Origin of the sequence: Catenuloplanes atrovinosus (assembly GCF_031458235.1) — a bacterium.
GTDB classification, from domain to species: Bacteria; Actinomycetota; Actinomycetes; order Mycobacteriales; family Micromonosporaceae; genus Catenuloplanes; species Catenuloplanes atrovinosus.
In genome coordinates this window covers 8,393,396-8,413,011 of record NZ_JAVDYB010000001.1, presented here as the reverse complement: position 1 = coordinate 8,413,011, position 19,616 = coordinate 8,393,396, and the positions used below count along the sequence as shown (strand labels likewise).

Here is a 19,616-nt window from a genome sequence, read left to right as displayed (position 1 = left end):
GTCTGATCGATCACGCACGCGCCGCCACGGCGCGCGTCTGACGAGGGGATCGGACACACCATGGCCACGGTACGACGACATCGCGCACTCACCGCGTTCGGCGCGACGGGTCTGGCGCTCACGCTCGCGCTGACCGGCTGCGGCGCGGGCGGTTCCGAAGAGGCCGCCAGCACCGCGGGCGAGGCGCCGGCCGCCGCGCCCGCGAAGCCGCAGAACAACGGCGCCACGGACGACGGCAGCGCGGACGACGGCGGCGCGGGCACCGGCACCGGCTCGGGCTCCGGTGAGCAAACGCCCGCGTCCGGTGGTGGCGGCGGCGCACCGGTGATCAACCGAGACGTGATCTACACCGGCTCGGTGACGGTCCGGGTCACGGACGTGACCGCGCGGGCCGAGGAGACGATCCGGCTGGTCGAGGCGGCCGGCGGGTTCGTCGGCGCGGACGCGCGCACCTCGGACGTGAACCCCACCGGCACGCCGTACGAGAAGGCCACCATCACGCTGCGGATTCCGCGGGACGCGTTCTACGACACGCTCGGCAAGATCGCGGCGCTCGGCGAGCAGGAGAACCGGAAGGTCGACGCGCAGGACGTGACCGAGGCGGTCGTCGACCTGGACTCGCGGATCGCCAGCCAGCGCGCGCAGGTGGAGAGCGCCCGCAAGCTGCTGGCCCAGGCGAAGACGCTGAACGACCTGGTCTCGCTGGAGAACGAGCTGGCCCGGCGGCAGGCGGACCTGGCCTCGCTGGAGGCGAAGCGGGACCGGCTGAAGGACCTGTCCGCGCTCTCCACGCTCACGGTCGAGCTGGTGCAGGACACCGCGCCGGTGGCCGAGGAGGAGCCGGAGGAGCGCAGCGGCTTCCTGTTCGGCCTGCGCAACGGCTGGAACTCGTTCCTGTCGTTCGGCGCGGGCGTGCTCACGCTGGTCGGCCTGCTGCTGCCGTGGCTGGCCGGGCTGGGGCTGCCGGTGCTGGCGCTGGTGCTGCTCTGGCGCCGGTCGCGGCGCCGCCGCCCGGTCATCCCGGTGAGCGCCCCGCCGCCGGCCTCGGCCCCCTGATCACCAAGGGCGACGGGTGGCCCGTCCGCCGTCTCGGCGAACGGGCCACCCGTACCCTCGAATGATCTTGATCTGTCAGAACGCGCCGCTGGCGAGCGCCGCGAGCGCGGTGTGCGCCATCACCCGGATGCCGTATCCGATCGCGCGTTCGTCCACGTCGAAGCCGGCCTGGTGGATGTCCCGGCGGATCTCGGACCCGGGCGTGCTGGTGCCCAGCCGGATCATGGTGCCCGGCACCTGCTCCAGGTAGAACGCGAAGTCCTCGCCGCCCATGCTGATCTCGGCCTCGACCACCCGCTCGGGGCCGAGCGCGGCGCCGGCCGCGGCCGCGATCACGGCGGACGTCATCCGGTCGTTGATCACCGGCGGCACGCCGCGCGTGTAGACCACGTCGGCCTCCGCGCCGGTCGCCGCCACCACGTCCTTGATCAGGCGGGTGATCAGCTCGGGCGCCTCCCGCCACGCCTCGCGGCTGAGGATGCGGATGGTGCCCTTGGCGTAGCCCTCGGCCGGGATCGCGTTGTACGCCTCGCCGGCGTGCACGGTGCCCCAGACCATGGAGACGCCGGCGCGGGCGTCCATCCGCCGGTCCAGCAGCGCGGGCACGTCCACGATCACCCGGCCCAGCGCGTGCACCAGGTCCGTGGTCAGGTGCGGGCGGGCGGTGTGCCCGCCGGCGCCGCGCAGCCGCACCTCGAGCGTGTCCGCCGCGGCCGTGAACGGGCCGGAGCGCACGCCGACCAGGCCGGCCGGGAGCTGCGGGTAGCAGTGCAGCGCGAAGATCGCGGCGACGTCCTTGAGCCCGCCGGCCGCGATGACGTGCGGCGCGCCGGACGGGATGGACTCCTCGGCGGGCTGGAACAGCAGCCGCACCCGGCCGGGCAGCTGACCCTCCTCGTTCAGCTTGGCCAGCGCCAGGCCGAGGCCGAGCAGGATCGTGGTGTGCACGTCGTGGCCGCAGGCGTGCATCACGCCGTCGACGGTGGACCGGTACGCCACGTCCTTGGTGTCCTGGATGGGCAGCGCGTCGAGGTCGGCCCGGAACGCGATCACCCGGTCGCCGGTGCCGATGTCGCAGATCACGCCGTTGCCCTTGGGCAGGAACCGCGGCTTCAGCCCGGCCACCGCGAGCTCGCGCGCGACCAGCGCCGCGGTCTCGAACTCGTGGTAGGACAGCTCCGGGTGCGCGTGGATGTGCCGGCGTACGGCTACCAGCTCGGCCCCTCGTGACGCGAGCCATCGGTCGAGTTGACCGGGCAGGGGGTCGGCCCCGGGTGGAGTATCGGGCCAGGACGACGTCAGCTCGCTGCTCGGCAGCGTCAACGCACTCGTCACGTCGGATTCTCGATCACTGTTGATGGGGATGGATGTTGACTCGGACAGCCTAGACCTCAAATGGTGACGCTGCGCAACCTCGTTACGGTAGTGATCGGGTCGCGGTCCGTCACGAAAGCGCTGGTAAGGACGCTTGAGGGTCGGTGGGGCGCCGGCTGCGCCATGGTCCTGCGCAGGCACTCGCCACCTCCCTTTCTACAACGCGTTACGGCGTCACGGGACACGAGTGAACTTCGGGCGAGTCCCGTATACACCGGACAGCCAACAGGTGTTCTGATCAAAATTACCCCTGGTCAAGGGGGCGTTATCGCGCTTTCGGCAGGGTCCGCCGCTCGTTCCTTGGTACCCCATGAGGCCAAACGCACACCGCGCGGCGGGATCGGTGATCGCCACTCGTTCGAGTGATCACCGCGCGGTCAGAACGTCTCGGACGGGCGATAAGTGCCCCAGACGTCGCGGAGGGCATGGCAGACCTCACCCACGGTAGCCCGCGCACGCAGCGCCTCACGCATCGGATAGAGCACGTTCTCGGTACCGGCGGCGGCGTCACGCAGCGTCGACAGCGCCCGCGTCACCGCGTCACCGTCCCGCTCGGCGCGCAGCCGGGCCAGCCGCTCGGCCTGCGCGGCCTCGATCGCCGGGTCCACGCGCAGCGGCTCGTACGGCTCCTCGGTGTCGGTCGCGAACCGGTTGACGCCGACCACCACGCGGTCACCGGCGTCGATCTCCTGAGCGGTCCGGTACGCGGACGCCTCGATCTCCCGCTTCTGGAACCCGGCCTCGATCGCCGCCACCGAGGAGCCGAACGCGAAGACCCGGTCGATCAGCTCGCGGGCGCCACGCTCGATCTCGTCGGTCATCGCCTCCACCACGTACGAGCCGGCGAACGGGTCCACGGTCGCGGTCAGGTCGGTCTCGTGCGCGAGCACCTGCTGGGTGCGCAGCGCGAGCCGGGCCGCCTTCTCGGTGGGCAGCGCGATCGCCTCGTCGTACGAGTTGGTGTGCAGCGACTGGGTGCCGCCCAGGACCGCGCCGAGCGCCTGCACCGCGACCCGGATCAGGTTCACCTCCGGCTGCTGCGCGGTGAGCTGCACGCCCGCGGTCTGGGTGTGGAAGCGCAGCATCAACGACTTCGGGTCGGTGGCGCCGAACTCGTCGCGCATCAGGCCGGCCCAGATGCGCCGCGCCGCGCGGAACTTCGCGACCTCCTCCAGCAGCGTGGTGCGGGCCACGAAGAAGAACGACAGCCGGGGCGCGAAGTCGTCGACGGCCAGGCCGGCCTCGATCGCGGCGCGCACGTACTCCACGCCGTTGGCCAGCGTGAACGCGACCTCCTGCACGGGCGTCGCGCCGGCCTCCGCCATGTGATAGCCGGAGATGGAGATCGTGTTCCATTTCGGCGTCTCCTTGCGGCAGTACGCGAACGTGTCCGCGACCAGCCGCAACGACGGTTTCGGCGGGAAGATGTAGGTGCCCCGCGCGATGTACTCCTTGAGAATGTCGTTCTGGATCGTGCCGTTCAGCGCCGATCCGGGAATCCCATTCTCCTCCGCCACCAGCTGATAGAGCAGCAGCAGCACGGAGCCCGGCGCGTTGATCGTCATGGACGTGGAGACCTTGTCCAGCGGAATGCCGCCGAACAGCAGCCGCATGTCGTCGATCGAGTCGATCGCCACGCCGACCTTGCCCACCTCGCCGTGCGCGATCGGCTCGTCCGAGTCGTACCCCATCTGCGTGGGCAGGTCGAACGCCACGGACAGGCCCATGGTCCCGGCCGCGAGCAGCGCGTGGTAGCGGGCGTTGGACTCGGCCGCGGTGCCGAAGCCGGCGTACTGCCGCATGGTCCACGGGCGGGTCGTATACATGGTCGGATAGACGCCACGCGTGTACGGGTACGCCCCCGGCGCGCCGAGGCGCTCGGCCAAGCCGGGCGGGAGGTCGGACTCGTCGTAGACCGGCTTGATCGGGAAACCCGACTCCCCTGAACGATCCCTCATTTCGACGATCCTATGACTCGGGACACCATCGATGGGTGAGGTATTTCGCACCGCCGGTTCGGGCATCGTTGCGCACCCGCGATAAAACATAGACCGAGGGCCACTCGGCGGACACACAGGGTCGAGTTCGCGGAGAGTTGGTACCCCGCACCTTTCCTCACGGCGAGCCACCCCGCAAGATAGGGGGGTTGGTTCCGGCCCACGACTCCCCCGGGCGGCATTTCCAGTGACACAGATTCCGACGTGGAACAGCCCCTCTGTCGGCCCGACCGGAGGCCGTGCCGTCCCCGGCGCGACCATCGGCGGCAGGTACAGCCTGCGCACCGCGGTGGGCCACGGCGGCATGGGCACCGTGTGGCGCGCGTCCGACACGCTGCTGCGCCGCGACGTCGCGGTCAAGGAGGTCATCCTGCCGCCGGGGCTCGCCCCCAGCGACCGGGACCAGATGTACGAGCGGACGCTGCGCGAGGCCCGCGCCGCCGCCGCGCTGCAACACCCCGCGGTCGTCCAGGTCTACGACGTGGTCCACGAGGGCGGCCGTCCGTGGATCGTGATGGAGCTGCTGGACGCGCGCTCCCTGGCCGACATGATCATCGAGGACGGCCCGCTGGCGCCGCGCGCGGTCGCCAAGATCGGGATCGCGCTGCTCGGCGCGCTCGAGGTCGCGCACGCGGCCGGCGTGCTGCACCGCGACGTGAAGCCGGCGAACGTGCTGATCGCCTCCGACGGCCGGTGCGTGCTCACCGACTTCGGCGTCGCCCGCATGCCCACGGACGTGCAGCTCACCACGCCCGGCATGGTGCTCGGCTCGCCGCACTTCATCTCGCCGGAGCGGGCCATGGGCCAGGCCTTCGGCCCGCCCAGCGACCTCTTCTCGCTCGGTGTGACGCTCTTCACCGCGGTCGAGGGCCGGCCGCCGTTCGACAAGGGCGACCCGATCGAGACCATGCACTCGGTGGTCGAGGACCCGCCGCTCCAGCCGGTCCGCGCCGGCTCCCTGGCGAACGTGCTGCTCGGGCTGCTGGAGAAGGACCCCGACCGGCGGATGGACGTCAACACCGCCCGCCGACTGCTGCGCGAGCTGCTGGCCGGCCCGCTGGCCAGCAACGTGCCGCCGCACATGGCCACCGATCCGTACGCGGTGGTCCCCGCCCAGCGCCCCCGGCAGAACCCGAACGCGCCGCAGTCGCCCGCGCCGCTCGCCCCGCCGAAGCCGCCGCCGAGCGGCCAGATCGGCGGCCCGGCCATGCTGGCTCCCGGCGAGTCGCTGACCGACCGGCTCCGCAAGATCCAGTCGGGCGAGCAGTCCGGCGGCGCGCCCGCGTCCCCGGTCTCCCCCGCCGGCTACGGCGGCATGCAGGCCGGTCCGCCACCGATGGGCGCGCCGTGGCAGTCGCACGGCGACACCACCCACCAGCTTCCGCCGCACGGCGGCTACCCCGGCATGGCACCGACCGGCATGGTGCCGGCCGGCATGGCACCGACCGGCATGGCGCCCGGCATGTCCCAGGGCGGGGTGTACGGCGGGTCACCGCGCAGTGCCGGTGGCGCCGCCGGCGCGCTCGACTCCGCGAAGCGGATCGGCGTGCGCACCGTGGACACGGTCCGGTCCTGGCCGCGCCGCACCCAGGCGCTCGCCGCGGCCGGCACCGCCGCCGCGCTGATCCTGGTCATCGTGCTGTTCAACCTGGGCGGCGGCCAGGAGTCACCGACGCCGGCACCGGTCGCGGGCGGCGGTCCCACCGCGTCCGAGCCGGCCGCGCCGACCATCCCGGTCGAGGAGTACGCGAACCGCGGCATCTCGGTGCAGGTGCCGGCCGGCTGGAAGGTCGACGACGCGGAGCAGCGGGTCTACGTCGACTTCACCGACCCGGAGGACAAGGGCCGCCGGCTGCGCATAACGGTGGAGAACGGCGGCAACCTGGAGAACTTCGTCAACGCGGCGGAGGGCTTCCTGGAAAAGAACTCGAACTCCTGCCCGAAGCCGTACACGCAGGTGCAGCGCACCGCGGCGAAGATGTCCGGCGAGGAGGCGATCGAGCTGGAGTACACCTGCGGCCAGGGCGACGCCGGCCGGCACGGCATCCGCCGGTTCGTCGCCTCCGGCGGCAAGGTCTACTCCTTCTTCCTGACCACCACCGAGGCCCGGTTCCAGGAGAGCAGGCCGATCTACGACCAGACCGTGCAGACGTTCACGCTCACCGCGTCCTGACCCGGAACCGCCGGGACGGCGATCTTGCGGTCCCGGCGGCGTGCTATCAAGACTCAATGAGTACGCACGCGCAGTCGCTGATCGCACAGGCCGAGGCATGGATCGCTGACGACCCCGACCCCGCCTCCCGGGACGAGTTGCGCGCGGTGCTCGACGACCCCGCCGAGCTGGCCGACCGCTTCGCCGGCCCGCTCACGTTCGGCACCGCCGGGCTGCGGGGGCCGCTGCGCGCCGGGCCGAACGGGATGAACCTCGCGGTGGTCACCGGCGCCGCCGCCGGGCTGGTCCGCTGGCTCGACGCGCAGGGCGCGACCGGCCCGCTGGTGATCGGGTACGACGCGCGGCACGGCTCCCGCGCGTTCGCCGAGCGCACCGCGCGGGTCGCCACCGGCGCCGGCCGGGAGGCGCTGCTGCTGCCCCGCCCGCTGCCCACGCCGGTGCTCGCGTTCGCGGTGCGCCGGCTCGGCGCCGCCGCCGGCGTGATGGTCACCGCCAGCCACAACCCGCCGCGGGACAACGGCTACAAGGTCTACCTGGGTAACGGGCTGGGCGGGCCGCTCGGCGACGGCGCGCAGATCGTGCCGCCGGCGGACGCGGGCATCTCCGACGCCATCCGCGCGGTCGGGCCGCTGGCCGGCGTGCCGCTCGGGCCGGACGGCACGGTCCTGGACGAGGAGATCGTCACCGCCTACGTCACCGCGGCCGCCGGGACGGTCTCCGCCGGCTCCCGCGACCTGACCGTCGCCTACACGCCGATGCACGGCGTCGGCGGGCCGGTGCTGGCCGCCGCGTTCGAGGCCGCCGGGTTCGCCGCGCCGGTCGTGGTGGCCGAGCAGGCCGAGCCCGATCCGGATTTCCCGACCGTGGCGTTCCCGAACCCGGAGGAGCCCGGCGCCACCGACCTGCTGCTGGCGCTGGCCGCGTCGTCCGGCGCGGACCTGGCGATCGCCAACGACCCGGACGCGGACCGGTGCGCGGTCGCGGTGCCGGCCGGCGGCGGCTGGCGCATGCTCCGCGGGGACGAGCTGGGCGCGCTGCTGGCGGACGCGCTGATCCGGCGCGGCACCGACGGCCTGTTCGCGACCACCATCGTCTCGTCGTCGCTGCTCCGCGCGCTGTGCGCGGCGCGCGGCCGGGCCTACGACGAGACGCTGACCGGCTTCAAGTGGATCGTCCGCGCCACCGGCGGCGAGCTGGTCTTCGGGTACGAGGAGGCGCTCGGCTACTGCGTCGCGCCGGACCTGGTCCGCGACAAGGACGGGATCACCGCCGCGCTGCTCGCCGCCGAGCTGGCCGCCGCGCTGAAGCGCGAGGGCCGCACGCTCGCGGACCGGCTGGACGAGCTGGCCGCCGAGTTCGGCGTGCACGCCACCGACCAGCTCTCCGTCCGGGTCCAGGACCTCTCCGAGATCGCCACCATGATGGCCGCGCTCCGCGCCGCGAGCCCGGCCACGCTGCTCGGCGAGCCGCTCACCGCCGCCGAGGACCTGCTCCCCGACGCGGACGTGCTCATCCTGCGCACCGCCTCGGCCCGCGCCGTGGTCCGCCCCTCCGGCACCGAGCCCAAACTCAAGGCGTATCTCGAGGTCATCGAGCCGGTCGGCGACGCCCCCGTCCCGGCCGCCCGGGACCGCGCCACCAGCCGCCTGGCCACCCTCCGCACCGAGATCGCCACCGCCCTCGGCCGTGGCGCGTGAAAAGTGCAGCCCAGGACGCTTGAAAAAAGTAGTCCAGAACCCTTGAAAAATGCAGGCCAGAAGACCTGTAAACTGTAGGCCGAGCAGGCCGAGGGCGGTGATCACGCTGGTGAGAGGCTATGATCCGCGCATCGTCGACGGTGAGCTCGACGATCTCCTGAGCGGGCTTCCCGCGATCAGCTTGGAAGGGCCGAAGGGAGTCGGCAAGACGGCTACCGCCGGGCGGCGGGCCGCAACCGTCTTCGCCATGGACGATCCGGCGCAGCGCCAGCTCGTCCGGGCCGATCCCGAACGCCTCGACCGCGCGGGACGGCCGGTGCTGATCGACGAGTGGCAGCGCGAGCCGGCGATCTGGGATCTCGTCCGGCGCAGCGTGGACGACGACCCGAGTCCCGCGCGCTTCCTGCTGACCGGCAGCGCCTCACCGACCACCGCGCCCACCCACTCCGGCGCCGGCCGCATCGTCCAGTTGCGCATGCGGCCGATGAGCCTCGCCGAGCGGGCGATCTCCTGGCCCACGGTGAGCCTGGCCGAGATGATCGCGGGCAACCGGCCGGAGATCACGGGTTCGTCGGACGTGACCCTGACGCGCTATGCGGAGGAGATCGTCGGCTCCGGCTTCCCCGCCATCCGGCGGCTGCCGGCCCGTGCCCGGCGCGCGCAGCTCGATGGCTACCTGGCGCGGATCGTCGAGCGGGATTTCCCGGAACAGGGCCACATGGTCCGGCGGCCGGCCATCCTGCGGGCCTGGCTGGCGGCCTACGCGAGCGCGACCGCGACGACCGCGTCATACAGCGCCATCCTCGACGCCGCCACCCCCGGCGAGGTGGACAAGCCGGCGAAGACCACCACCAGCGCCTATCGGGACGTCCTGACCCAGCTCTGGCTGCTGGATCCGGTCAGCGGCTGGCTGCCGAGCCGCAGCTCCTTCTCCCGGCTCGCCGCGGCACCCAAGCATCATCTCGCCGATCCCGCGCTCGCCTGCCGTCTCCTCGGTGCCGAGGTGCCGGCGCTGCTCGACGACTCGGTGGCCGCCTCCGGCGTGCGCCGGCCCGGGCCGCTGCTCGGCGCGATGTTCGAGTCGCTGGTGACGCTGTGCGTCCGGGTGTACGCGCAGGCCGCCGAGGCGACCGTCCACCACCTGCGAACGGCGGACGGGCGGCACGAGGTGGATCTGATCGTGCAGCGGGCCGATCAGCGGGTGGTGGCGCTGGAGGTGAAGCTCGCTCCGGACGTGTCCGACGAGGACGTGAAGCACCTGCACTGGCTGCGCGACCGGCTCGGCCCCGACCTGCTGGACGCCGCCGTGATCACCACCGGGCGGGACGCGTACCGCCGGGCGGACGGCATCGCCGTGGTCCCGGCCGCGCTGCTCGGCGCATAGCGAAAGGGACCGGCGTCATCCGACGCCGGTCCCGGTGGCGGGCCGATTCAGCCGCCGAACTCCTGGGTCCAGTAGATGGTGCCCTTGGCGTCGCGGGCGACGCCGACGCCGATCTTGATGGCCTTGCAGTTGAGGATGTTCTTGCGGTGGCCGGGGCTGTTCATCCAGCCGGTCATGACGCCGGTGGTGTCGGCGTAGCCCCAGGCGATGTTCTCGCCGACGGCGGGGGCGTAGCCGGCGGACTTGACGCGCTGGGTGAAGGTGGAGCCGTTGCGGCCGGTGTGGGAGAAGTAGCCGTGCTTGGCCTGGTCGCTGGAGTGGCCGCGGGCGGCCTTGGTCAGGGCGGGGGAGATGGTCAGCTTCTTGCAGCCGTGCTTGGCGCGCTCGGTGTTGGTGGCGGCGACGACCTGGGTCTCCAGCGTGGTGGCCGGGGTGACGGCGGCGGTCGCGGCGGTGGCGGTGCCACCGATCGTGACGGCGGCGGTGACGGCGGTCAGAACGGCGGAGCGGACCAGGTTGCGCAAGAATTCAGCCTCTCGATCGGCGTTGCGTTGCTTACGCCCATCACGTTCGGCGGGGTGTTCGCGGGTCTGACGAATCGACCGGGTGCTATGCGGTGAGCGCTCGGGTCCCGGACGGGTGCGGGGCCGGAAACGGCGAGGACCCCGCCGGCCCGAAGGCCGACGGGGTCCCGGAAACCGGACCTACCGCTCCATACCACCCAGGGTCTGGTAGTCGATCTTCCCGTTGGGCAGCAGCGGGAGCGCGTCGATCGCGCGGATGTCGAAGCCGGTGGAGTGCAGCCCGGTGCGCTTGACCAGGTCGTGGCGGATCACGGTGCGCAGGTCGTCGTCGGCCGCCTCCGCGTAGACCACGATCCGGTCGTCGCCGCTCACCGCCGCGACCGGGCCGCGCCCGGCCAGCATGCGCTCCACGTCGTCCAGGTTGAGGCGGACGCCGAAGACCTTGCTGAACCGCTTGATCCGGCCGCTGAGGAACAGCAGCCCGCGCTCGTCCACCCGGCCGACGTCCCCGGTCGGCAGCACGCCGGCCAGATCGTCGCCGCGGACCAGGTCGGCGGCGGAGTCGGCGTACCCCATCATCACGTTCGGCCCGGTGTACACGATCTCGCCGATCCCGTCCGAGTCCGGCGAGTCGACCAGGAACGCGCCGCCCGGGATCGCGGCGCCGGCGGACTCCGCGGCGTCCGGCAGCAGCCCCGGCGGGAGCACGGCCATCCGGCCGGCCTCGGTCTGGCCGTACATGACGATCAGCTCGCCGCCGGCCGTGCGCATGCGCGCGCTGAAGTCGACCACCAGGTCGCCGCGCAGCCGGCCGCCGGCCTGGGTGAGCGTGCGCAGCGTGGGCACGGTCTGCGGGTCGAAGCCGATCCGGCGCAGCATCTCGCACTGGTACGGCACCGTGGCCAGCGACGTGATCCGCCGCTCCGCCGCGGTGCGCCAGAACCCGGCGTCGAGCAGCCCGCGCGGGTCGAGCAGCACGGTGCCGCCGGCCGCCAGGTGCGTGTTCAGGACCATCAGCCCGTACGTGTAGAACAGCGGCAGGCTGGTGACCGTGGTCTCGGTGGCGTCGATGCCGAGCGCCGCCACCACCGAGGCCACGTTCCGGAACAGCGCGTGCCGGGACAGCCGGACCAGCCGCGGGTTGCCGGTCGAGCCGGACGTCGCCAGCAGCAACGCCAGGTCCGGGTGCGTCTCGGCGCCGCCGGGCCCGGCCCACAGCGGTCCCAGAACCGCACATTCCTGCCCGTGGTACGGGGTGAGCCGGTCCTGCGTCCGGCCGGCGACGCCGGTGATCACGCCGGGCCGGTACCGGTCGATCAGGTCGCCGAGCGTCTCCGCGGGCAGGCTCCCGTCGAGCAGCGCGACCGGCCGCCGGGCCTGCACCGCGCCCAGGTAGCGGACGACCGAGTCGAGGTCCGTGCCGGTCAGCGCGAAGACCGGCCCGGCGGGCAGCTCCGCGTACCGGTCCGCGGCCGCGTCCACGGCCGCGACCAGCGCGGAGCCGCTCAGCTCACGGCCGGCGATCGGGTCGATCAGCGCGGCGCCCGGGTGCGGCAGCGTGACCGCGTCCGCGTCCGAGAGGCCGGTCGCGGCCGACCCGGCCGCCTGCGCGGGCACGGTCAGCCGATCCGCGTCACCGAGCCTCATGCCGGCCTCCCCTCAGCGCCGCGGTCCGCCGTGGTCGGCACCGAGCCGGTGATTCGCTCGCAAGCCGGCTCATACGGTCAGCCCGCCGTCCACGCCCAGCACCTGGCCGGTGACGAAGCCGGCGTCCGGGCCGAGCAGGAACGCGACGGCGGCGGCGACGTCGTCCGCGGTGCCGAGCCGGCCGAGCGCGGTGGCCGCGATCCGCTCCTTGCGCTGCGCCTCGGGAAGCGAAGCCAGCATGTCCGTGTCGACGAAGCCGGGCGCGACCGCGTTGACCCGGATGCCGAGCGGGCCGAGCTCCTTGGCGGCGGCGCGGGCCAGCCCGGCGACCGCGGCCTTGGTGGCGCCGTAGACGGCCTGACCGGCGGCTCCGGCCGTACCCATGACGGAGGAGACCAGCACGACGGCGGGCCGGTCGCCACGGCGGAGCAGGCTGATCGAGGCCTGCAGCGTGTGCGTGGCGCCGGCCGCGTTGACCGCGAACAGCCGGTCCACCGCGGCGGCCGGCATCGCGCCGAGCATCGCGGCGTCGTGCGTACCCGCGTTGATCACCAGCGCGTCCAGGCGGCGGTGGGCGGTGAAGATCTCCCGGGCCACCGCCTTCATCGCGTCCGCGTCGGCGACGTCGCCGCCGACCGCGAGCGCCCCGGGAAAGTCCACGTGCTCCGCCCGGCTGGCGTGCAGGCAGAGCGTGTGGCCGTCCGCGGCCAGGCGGGCGGCGACGGCCCGGCCGATGCCGCGCGACGCGCCGGTGATCAGCGCGACGCGGCTAGTCAAAGTCGACCCCCTGGCGCTCCAGCACCTTGCGGGCCGCCGTGAACGAGCTGATGGCCAGCACGTCCTCGGTGTCGATCATGACGTCGAAGGCCTGCTCCAGCGCGGCGACCAGGGCCATGTGCGCCAGCGAGTCCCACTTCTCGATGCCGCGGTACTCCAGGCCGTCGACGACGGCGTCGGCCGGGAGCTCGAGCGACGCGCGAAACACCTCGCGCAGGCGGTCCAGGGGTGGCAAAGAAGACTCCTTTGCGGCGATTTTTAGCGTTCTGCTGCTTTTCTTCCGCCTGTCCAACGAACGATCAAGATGCTTGGTCGTTAGGTCGGGTGGCAATCGCATAGTCGAGGTACCAGGGGGTTTTCACCGTGAGCGTGCTGACCGGGTCGGCGATTCTGATCACCGGGGGTACGGGCTCGCTGGGCAAGGCGTTCCTGCGCTACGCCCTCGATCACCTGAACCCGAAGCGGCTGGTGGTGTTCTCCCGCGACGAGCTGAAGCAGTACGAGACGCGGCAGCTACTGGGCGACGACCCGCGGCTGCGCTGGTTCATCGGCGACGTGCGCGACCGCGAGCGGCTCACCCGGGCCATGCACGGCGTCGACTTCGTGGTGCACGCGGCCGCGCTCAAGCAGGTGGACACCGCGGAGTACAACCCGTTCGAGTTCGTCCGCACCAACGTGTACGGATCGCAGAACGTGGTCGAGGCCGCGATCGACTGCGGCGTCACGAAGGTGGTGGCGCTCTCCACCGACAAGGCGTCCAGCCCGATCAACCTGTACGGCGCCACCAAGCTGACCGCCGACAAGATCTTCATCTCCGCGAACCACTACGCGGCCAACCACCCGACCCGGTTCGCGGTGGTGCGCTACGGCAACGTGGTCGGCAGCCGCGGCTCGGTGGTGCCGTTCTTCCGCAGGCTGCACGCGGAGGGGCGCAGCCTGCCGATCACGGACAAGCGGATGACCCGCTTCTGGATCACGCTGGACCAGGCCGTGCGCTTCGTCTCCACCTCGTTCGACCTGATGCACGGCGGCGAGCTGTTCGTGCCGCGAATCCCCTCGATGCGCATCCTCGACCTGGCCAACGCGGTCGCGCCGGACGTCTCCACGTACGAGATCGGCATCCGCCCCGGCGAGAAGCTGCACGAGGAGATGATCGCGCTGGACGACGCGCCGCGGACGCTGCGCCTGCCCGACCGGTACGTGGTCCAGCCGACCATCGCGTCCTGGGGCTACACGCCGCCGGCCGGTGGCGAGCCGGTCGCCGACGACTTCGTCTACCGCTCCGACACCAACGACCTGTGGCTCTCCATCGACGAGCTGCGCGACATGATCGGCACAGGTGCCTGAATGCTCCCCTACGGACGCCAGTCCATCGACGACGACGACATCGCCGCGGTCACGGCCGCGCTCCGGGGTGACTTCCTGACCACCGGCCCCACCGTCGGCGCGTTCGAGGCGGCGCTCACCGCGAACCTCGGCGGCACCGGCTGCGTGGCCGTCACGTCCGGGACCGCGGCGCTGCACACGGCGTACGCGGCGGTCGGGATCCGGCCCGGCGACGAGGTGATCACCACGCCGATCACGTTCGCCGCCACCGCGGCCACGGCCGCGCTGCACGGCGCCAGGATCGTGTTCGCCGACGTGGAGGAGGAGACCGCGAACCTGGACGCGGCCGCGGTCGACGCCGCGATCGGCACCCGGACCAGGGCGATCACCGCGGTCGACTACGCCGGCCACCCGGCCGAGTACGAGGCGCTGACCAAGGTGGCCCGGCGCGCGGACGCGGTGCTGATCGGCGACGCCGCGCACTCGATCGGCTCCGTCTACCGCGGCGTGCCGGTCGGCTCGCTGGCGGACGTGACCACGCTGTCGTTCTTCCCGACCAAGAACCTGACCACGGCCGAGGGCGGCGCGGTGGCGGCCACCGACCCGGCGGTGCTGGGCCGGGCCCGGCGCTTCGCCAACCAGGGCATGGTCCGCGACCGCGAGCTGATGCGCGCGCCGGACGAGGGCGGCTGGCACCAGGAGGTGCACTCGTTCGGCCTGAACTACCGGCTGCCGGACGTGCTCTGTGCGCTCGGGCTCAGCCAGCTGCGCCGGCTCGGCCAGTTCAAGGCGGCCCGGGCCCGGCTGGTCGCCCGCTACAACGAGATGCTGGCCGGAGTGCCCGGGCTGAGCCTGCCGGTGCAGCGCGCCTGGGCCGACCCGACGTGGCACCTCTACCCGGTGCGGATCGCCCACGGCCGCCGCCGCGAGGTCTACCAGCGCATGCGCGCCGCCGGGATCGGCGTGCAGGTCAACTACCTGCCGGTGCACCTGCACCCGGTCTTCGCCGACCTCGGCTACCGGCGCGGCATGTGCCCGGCCGCCGAGCGGTTCTACGACGAGCAGCTCTCGCTGCCGCTCTTCGCCGACCTCACGGACGCCGACCAGGAGCGGGCCGTCGAGGCGCTGCGGGCCGTCCTGGGCTGATGCACCACGCGAACCACTTCTACGGCCACGCGCACGTGCTGGCCCGGTACTGCGGACTGGACGACACGGACCCGCCGCGGATCGCCGGCTACCTCCAGCACGGGTGGAACATCGGCGACGGGCTGGGCGAGGGCACGCGGCTGGTCGCCGGGCGGCCCACGTTCGCCTGGTCCGCGGCCACGGCCCGGCGCGCGCGGCTGGCCGGTCGGCCGGCGGTGGTGATCGGCGCGCCGTTCGCGTACCTGATCGCGCACGCGGACCGGGTGCTGGCCGCCGAGCGGCCCCGGCTAGCGCCGCCGGCGCTGAGCGTGCCGCGGCAGAGCGACATGCGGCGGACCGGCACCATCTGGTACCCGTTCCACGGCTGGGAGCGGCAGAAGGTCCGCGGCGACCACGACGCGCTGATCGACACGATCAGATCGGTGGAGACCGAGCCGGTCACCGTCTGTCTCTACTGGCAGGACCACGACGACCGGCGGGTACGCACCCGGTACGAGCGGGCCGGCTTCCGCGTCGTCTGCCACGGCCGCCGCGGGCTGAAGTGGCGCGGCACCGACCCGCAATTCCTCGACCGCCAGCTCGCCGAGCTGCGCGGACACCGCCGGGTCGCGTCCAACCGGCTCTCCACCGCGATCTTCTACGGCATCGCGGCCGGCTGCGAACCGGCCGTCTACGGCGACCCGATGACGCTCACCGGCGAGGACCCCCGGTACGGCGGCCACGCCCGGGTGCGGCGCCAGTGGTCCGCGCTGCACGGCGAGCAGATCGACCCCCGGGCCGCGCGCGAGGCGGCCCGCACCGAGCTCGGACTCGACCACCTGGCCGGCCCGGAGGAGCTGCGCGACCTCCTCGGCTGGCCCCAGGAACCACCCCTTCCCGCACAGGCCACTCCGGATCCGAGGGCGAGCCGTGTCAGATCTTGATCAATCCTTCCGTCTCATCGGCGGCGAGACCATGGCGCACTCCGACGCCGGGCACGCGGCCGGCGGCGCGGCGTTCGAGCTGCTGGCCGGCGCGTACGCGGACGCGGAGAGCCGGGTGCTGGTCGCCGGCCCGCACACCACCGAGCTGACCGACGCGCTCGCCGACCGGTGCGCGGCCGTCACCTGCCTGATCCGCTCGCACGTGGACGCGCAGGCGCTGGCCCGGCGGCACGAGCGCAACCCGCGCGTGCGGGTGCTCTGCGGCAGCCTGGACAGGTTCACCCCGGCCGGCGACCACGACCTGGTGCTGGCGCTGGCCGGGCTGGGCCGGCTGCACGGCCCGGACGGCGCCCGGCTGTCCTGGCCGGCCGCGCTGGACCGGCTGATCGGCGCGGCGGCCGGCGACGGCGTGCTGCTGCTCGGCGTGGAGAACGCGCTCGGCGTGCACCGGTTGACCGCGGCCGGCGGGCTGCCCGCGCCGGACCCGGCCGAGCCGGTCGGGCACAGCGCGCTGGTGGCGCGGCTGCGCGAGGCGGGGCTGCACGTGGCGCCGAGCTACGCGGCGTTCGCGGATCCGGCCCGGCCGACCGTGCTGGCCCGTACCCCCGAACTGGACGCCGCCTCCGGCACGGTGCCGCTGCTGGCCGCGGAGGCCGCCGCCGCGTTCGCCGCCGCCACCCGCCGCCGGCCGCTGCTGGACGATCCGCGCCGGCTCGCCGGTGCCGCGCTGCGCGCCGGGATGGGCGCGCAGCTCGCGCCGGGCTGGGTGGTGGCGGCCGGGCGCCGGCCGGTGTGCCCGCGCGAGCCGCTGCCCCCCGCGTTCATCGCCGGCGGCGCGCACGCCGCGCACTGGGACACCGCGGTCGCCTACGAGCGCGCCGACGACGGCCAGTGGTCCCGCCGCCTGCTGTCCGACTCCGGCGCCACGCTGCGCCTGGTCGGCCGGGTCACCCGCATGCCGGAGCTGCTCACCGGCCGGGTCGCGCCGGATCGGCTGCTGGAGGAGCTGCTGCTGGCCGCATGCGCGGAGCACGACCTGCCGGCGGTCCGCGGGCTGCTGCGCGGGTACGCGGACTGGCTGGCCGGCTCGCCGCCCAGCGGCCACCTCGCGTTCGCCACCTGCGACAACGTGCTCACCGACGGCACCCGGCACGAGCTGCTGGACCCGTCCTGGCACCTGTCCGCGCCGATCCCGGTGGACGAGGTGCTGGCCCGGGCGCTGCGCGGGTTCGCGGTCACGCTGCTCACCTCCGGGCTCCCGCACCCGTGGCCGACCAGCCTGGACGTGGAGAGCCTGACCGTGTCGCTGGCCGCGGCGGCGGGTCGCCCGCTGACCCGCGAGGCCGCGCGCGGGGCCGTGGCGCTGGAGTGCGAGATCCAGGCCGCGCGCTGGCTGCTCACCGAGCAGGCCGAGCAGGAACTGCGCTGCGAGCTGGGCACGGTCACCGCGCGGCACACCGCGCTGGCCGCGCGGGACTGGCGCGCGATGACCGGCGCGATGGACCGGCTGGCCGCGGAGCTGGCCCAGGCCCGCGACGAGATCGCCTGGTGGGAGGAGCGGGTGCGCACCTCGCACCGGGAGCACGAGCGCCGCCTGCACCACTACGAGAACTCGCGCAGCTTCCTGGTCGGCCGCGCGGTCACCGCGCCGCTGCGGCTGGCCCGCCAGACCGTCAAACGAGTGTCCAGGAGTGGCCGATGAGCCCCGTACCGACCGTGAGGCTGCGCCCGGCCACGGACGACGATCGCGACCGGGTGCTGCGCTGGCGCAACCACGAGGTGGTACGCCAGGCCAGCTTCACCACGCACGTGATCGCGCCGGACGAGCACGCGGCCTGGTGGTCGCGGGTGGCCGCGGACGACGCCCGGCACCTGCACATCGCCTGCGCGGACGGCGAGCCGGTCGGCGTGGTCCTCTTCGACGACGCCGGCGGCGGCGCCGACTGGAGCTTCTACCTGGACGTGGACGGGCTGGAGGCGCGCCGCGCGCTGCTGCCCACCTGGATCGCCACCGAGATCGCCACGCTGGACCACGCGTTCGGCCCCGCCGGGTACGCCGAGCTGCGCGGCGAGGCGCTGGCGAAGAACTCGGCCGTGATCAAGCTGCACGAGCGCTTCGGCTTCACCGTCACCGGCGAGTACCGGCGGGACGTGGACGGCGAGCCGGAGACGGTCGTGCGGTACGCGCTCACGGCCGCCGCCTATCGAGAGGAAGAACCCGCATGACGGCCCGCCAGACCCGCATCGACCACCAGCACGTCGGCACGGCACACCCGCCGTTCGTCATCGCCGAGATGTCCGGCAACCACAACGGCGACCTCGGCCGCGCGCTGCGGATCGTGGACGCGATCGCGGACGCCGGCGCGTCCGCCCTCAAGATCCAGACGTACCGGGCGGACACGCTCACCATCGACGTGGACGGCCCGCGCTTCCGGATCAGCGACGGCCACGAGCTGTGGGGCGGCGAGAACCTCTACCGGCTGTACGAGCGCGCGCACACGCCCTGGGAGTGGCACGAGCCGATCTTCGACCGGGCCCGGGAGCGCGGCCTGACGGTCTTCTCCAGCCCGTTCGACCCGACCGCTGTCGACCTGCTGGAGAAGCTGAACGCGCCGGCGTACAAGATCGCCTCGTCCGAGCTGGTGGACCTGCCGCTGATCCGGCTCGCCGCGTCCACCGGCAAGCCGCTGATCATGTCGACCGGGATGGCCAGCATCGCCGAGATCGACGAGGCGGTCCGGGCCGCGCGCGGCGCCGGCTGCGCCCACCCGATCCTGCTGTCCTGCACCGCCACCTACCCGGCGCCGGTGGAGGCCGCGAACCTGCGGCGCATCCCGGTGCTGGCGGACGCGTTCGACACCGTCGCCGGGCTCTCCGACCACACGCCCGGCATCGGCGTGGCGGTCGCGTCCGTGGCGCTCGGCGCCGCCGTGATCGAGAAGCACGTGACGCTGTCCCGCGCCGAGGGCGGCGTGGACGCGGAGTTCTCGCTGGAGCCGGCCGAACTGGCGGCGCTGGTGGTCGAGGCCCGGCGGGCGCACGCCGCGCTCGGCTCGCCCCGGATCGGCGCGGACCAGTCCGAGGAGGAGGGCCTGCGCTACCGGCGCTCGCTCTACGTGGTGGAGGACGTGGCCGCCGGCGACACCGTCACCCGGGACAACGTGCGCTCCATCCGTCCCGCCGGCGGCCTCCCACCCGGCGACATCGACCTCGTCCTCGGCCGCACCTTCCGCTCCTCCTACCCCAAGGGCACCCCACTCACCTGGGACATCGTCTAACCCTCCGCGCAGCCCTCGCCCAGCTCCCACGACCTGGCGCATTCCGACGGCCTCGCCCGGCTCACCCGGCGGGCCCGCCTGGCGCGGCTGCGCGCCTCCCGCGGCTGCGCGCCTCCCGCGGCTGCGCGCCTCCCGCGGCTGCGCGCCTCCCGCGGCGATCTAGGGCGGATTCCGGCGCATTGATCTCCGGTCGCGTGAATCCGGCCTAGATCGGCGAGGAGGGGCGCCGCGCGAGGAGGCGCCGCGCGAGGAGGGGCGCCGCGCGAGGAGGCGCCGCGCGAGGAGGGGCGCCGCGCGAGGAGGCGCCGCGCGAG

16 protein-coding genes are annotated in these 19,616 nt (G+C 73.5%); 10 read left to right on the top strand and 6 right to left on the bottom strand.

Annotation, left to right across the window (positions count from 1 at the left end; all coding sequences use genetic code 11):
* Window positions 1-60 precede the first annotated feature (60 nt).
* Window positions 61-1,056 carry a DUF4349 domain-containing protein gene (locus J2S41_RS37595; protein ID WP_310375469.1) on the top strand — a complete coding sequence of 332 codons (996 nt, stop codon included), beginning with the start codon at window positions 61-63 and terminating at the stop codon, window positions 1,054-1,056.
* A 75-nt stretch (window positions 1,057-1,131) separates the two neighbouring features.
* Here the strand turns inward: J2S41_RS37595 and J2S41_RS37590 are convergent, their stop codons facing one another.
* The gene (locus J2S41_RS37590) at window positions 1,132-2,571 is read right to left on the bottom strand and encodes an amidohydrolase (protein WP_374728228.1); all 1,440 of its coding nucleotides are present in this window, start codon (window positions 2,569-2,571) and stop codon (window positions 1,132-1,134) included.
* A 236-nt stretch (window positions 2,572-2,807) separates the two neighbouring features.
* A complete protein-coding gene (locus J2S41_RS37585) occupies window positions 2,808-4,388 on the bottom strand; it encodes an acyl-CoA mutase large subunit family protein (protein WP_310375467.1) in 1,581 nt (526 codons plus the stop codon).
* Between the two features lie 226 nt (window positions 4,389-4,614).
* On the opposite strand from J2S41_RS37585, the gene J2S41_RS37580 reads away from it, so the two are divergent.
* The 3 genes from J2S41_RS37580 to J2S41_RS37570 are packed head-to-tail and all read left to right on the top strand — an operon-like array spanning window position 4,615 to window position 9,681.
* Window positions 4,615-6,600, top strand: coding sequence for a serine/threonine-protein kinase (locus tag J2S41_RS37580; RefSeq protein WP_310375465.1), 1,986 nt, complete (start codon window positions 4,615-4,617; stop codon window positions 6,598-6,600).
* A gap of 56 nt (window positions 6,601-6,656) precedes the next feature.
* Window positions 6,657-8,297 (top strand): phospho-sugar mutase, encoded by a 1,641-nt coding sequence (locus J2S41_RS37575; RefSeq protein WP_310375463.1) that lies wholly within the window; start codon window positions 6,657-6,659, stop codon window positions 8,295-8,297.
* Window positions 8,298-8,346: 49 nt separating this feature from the next.
* Entirely contained in the window at window positions 8,347-9,681 is a 1,335-nt protein-coding gene (locus J2S41_RS37570) for an ATP-binding protein (protein WP_310375462.1), read from the top strand.
* Window positions 9,682-9,728: 47 nt separating this feature from the next.
* On the opposite strand, the gene J2S41_RS37565 is transcribed toward J2S41_RS37570, so the two are convergent.
* From J2S41_RS37565 to J2S41_RS37550, 4 genes are all read right to left on the bottom strand, one after another.
* On the bottom strand, window positions 9,729-10,205 hold the full coding sequence (locus tag J2S41_RS37565; protein WP_310375460.1) for a CAP domain-containing protein: 477 nt from the start codon (window positions 10,203-10,205) through the stop codon (window positions 9,729-9,731).
* 180 nt (window positions 10,206-10,385) lie between these two features.
* The gene (locus tag J2S41_RS37560) at window positions 10,386-11,852 is read right to left on the bottom strand and encodes an AMP-binding protein (protein WP_310375458.1); all 1,467 of its coding nucleotides are present in this window, start codon (window positions 11,850-11,852) and stop codon (window positions 10,386-10,388) included.
* A gap of 69 nt (window positions 11,853-11,921) precedes the next feature.
* On the bottom strand, window positions 11,922-12,629 hold the full coding sequence (locus J2S41_RS37555; RefSeq protein ID WP_310375457.1) for an SDR family NAD(P)-dependent oxidoreductase: 708 nt from the start codon (window positions 12,627-12,629) through the stop codon (window positions 11,922-11,924).
* Window positions 12,622-12,864: an acyl carrier protein gene (locus J2S41_RS37550; protein ID WP_310375455.1), complete on the bottom strand. Its 243-nt coding sequence runs from the start codon at window positions 12,862-12,864 to the stop codon at window positions 12,622-12,624. Before J2S41_RS37550 ends, J2S41_RS37555 begins: the two co-directional genes overlap by 8 nt.
* A 134-nt stretch (window positions 12,865-12,998) precedes the next feature.
* On the opposite strand from J2S41_RS37550, the gene pseB reads away from it, so the two are divergent.
* Genes pseB through pseI form a run of 6 tightly spaced genes read left to right on the top strand, consistent with a single transcriptional unit; the run spans window position 12,999 to window position 19,302 of the window.
* A complete protein-coding gene (gene pseB / locus J2S41_RS37545; RefSeq protein WP_310376834.1) occupies window positions 12,999-13,976 on the top strand; it encodes a UDP-N-acetylglucosamine 4,6-dehydratase (inverting) in 978 nt (325 codons plus the stop codon).
* Window positions 13,977-15,101, top strand: a complete 1,125-nt coding sequence (locus J2S41_RS37540; RefSeq protein ID WP_310375453.1) for a DegT/DnrJ/EryC1/StrS family aminotransferase — start codon at window positions 13,977-13,979, stop codon at window positions 15,099-15,101.
* Window positions 15,101-16,024, top strand: a complete 924-nt coding sequence (locus J2S41_RS37535) for a hypothetical protein (protein ID WP_310375452.1) — start codon at window positions 15,101-15,103, stop codon at window positions 16,022-16,024. Before J2S41_RS37540 ends, J2S41_RS37535 begins: the two co-directional genes overlap by 1 nt.
* Before the next feature lie 31 nt (window positions 16,025-16,055).
* Window positions 16,056-17,726, top strand: a complete 1,671-nt coding sequence (locus tag J2S41_RS37530) for a class I SAM-dependent methyltransferase (RefSeq protein ID WP_310375450.1) — start codon at window positions 16,056-16,058, stop codon at window positions 17,724-17,726.
* Window positions 17,723-18,250: a GNAT family N-acetyltransferase gene (locus tag J2S41_RS37525; protein WP_310375448.1), complete on the top strand. Its 528-nt coding sequence runs from the start codon at window positions 17,723-17,725 to the stop codon at window positions 18,248-18,250. Before J2S41_RS37530 ends, J2S41_RS37525 begins: the two co-directional genes overlap by 4 nt.
* Window positions 18,247-19,302, top strand: a complete 1,056-nt coding sequence (gene pseI / locus J2S41_RS37520) for a pseudaminic acid synthase (protein ID WP_310375446.1) — start codon at window positions 18,247-18,249, stop codon at window positions 19,300-19,302. The genes J2S41_RS37525 and pseI overlap by 4 nt, the downstream gene beginning before the upstream one ends.
* Window positions 19,303-19,616 lie beyond the last annotated feature (314 nt).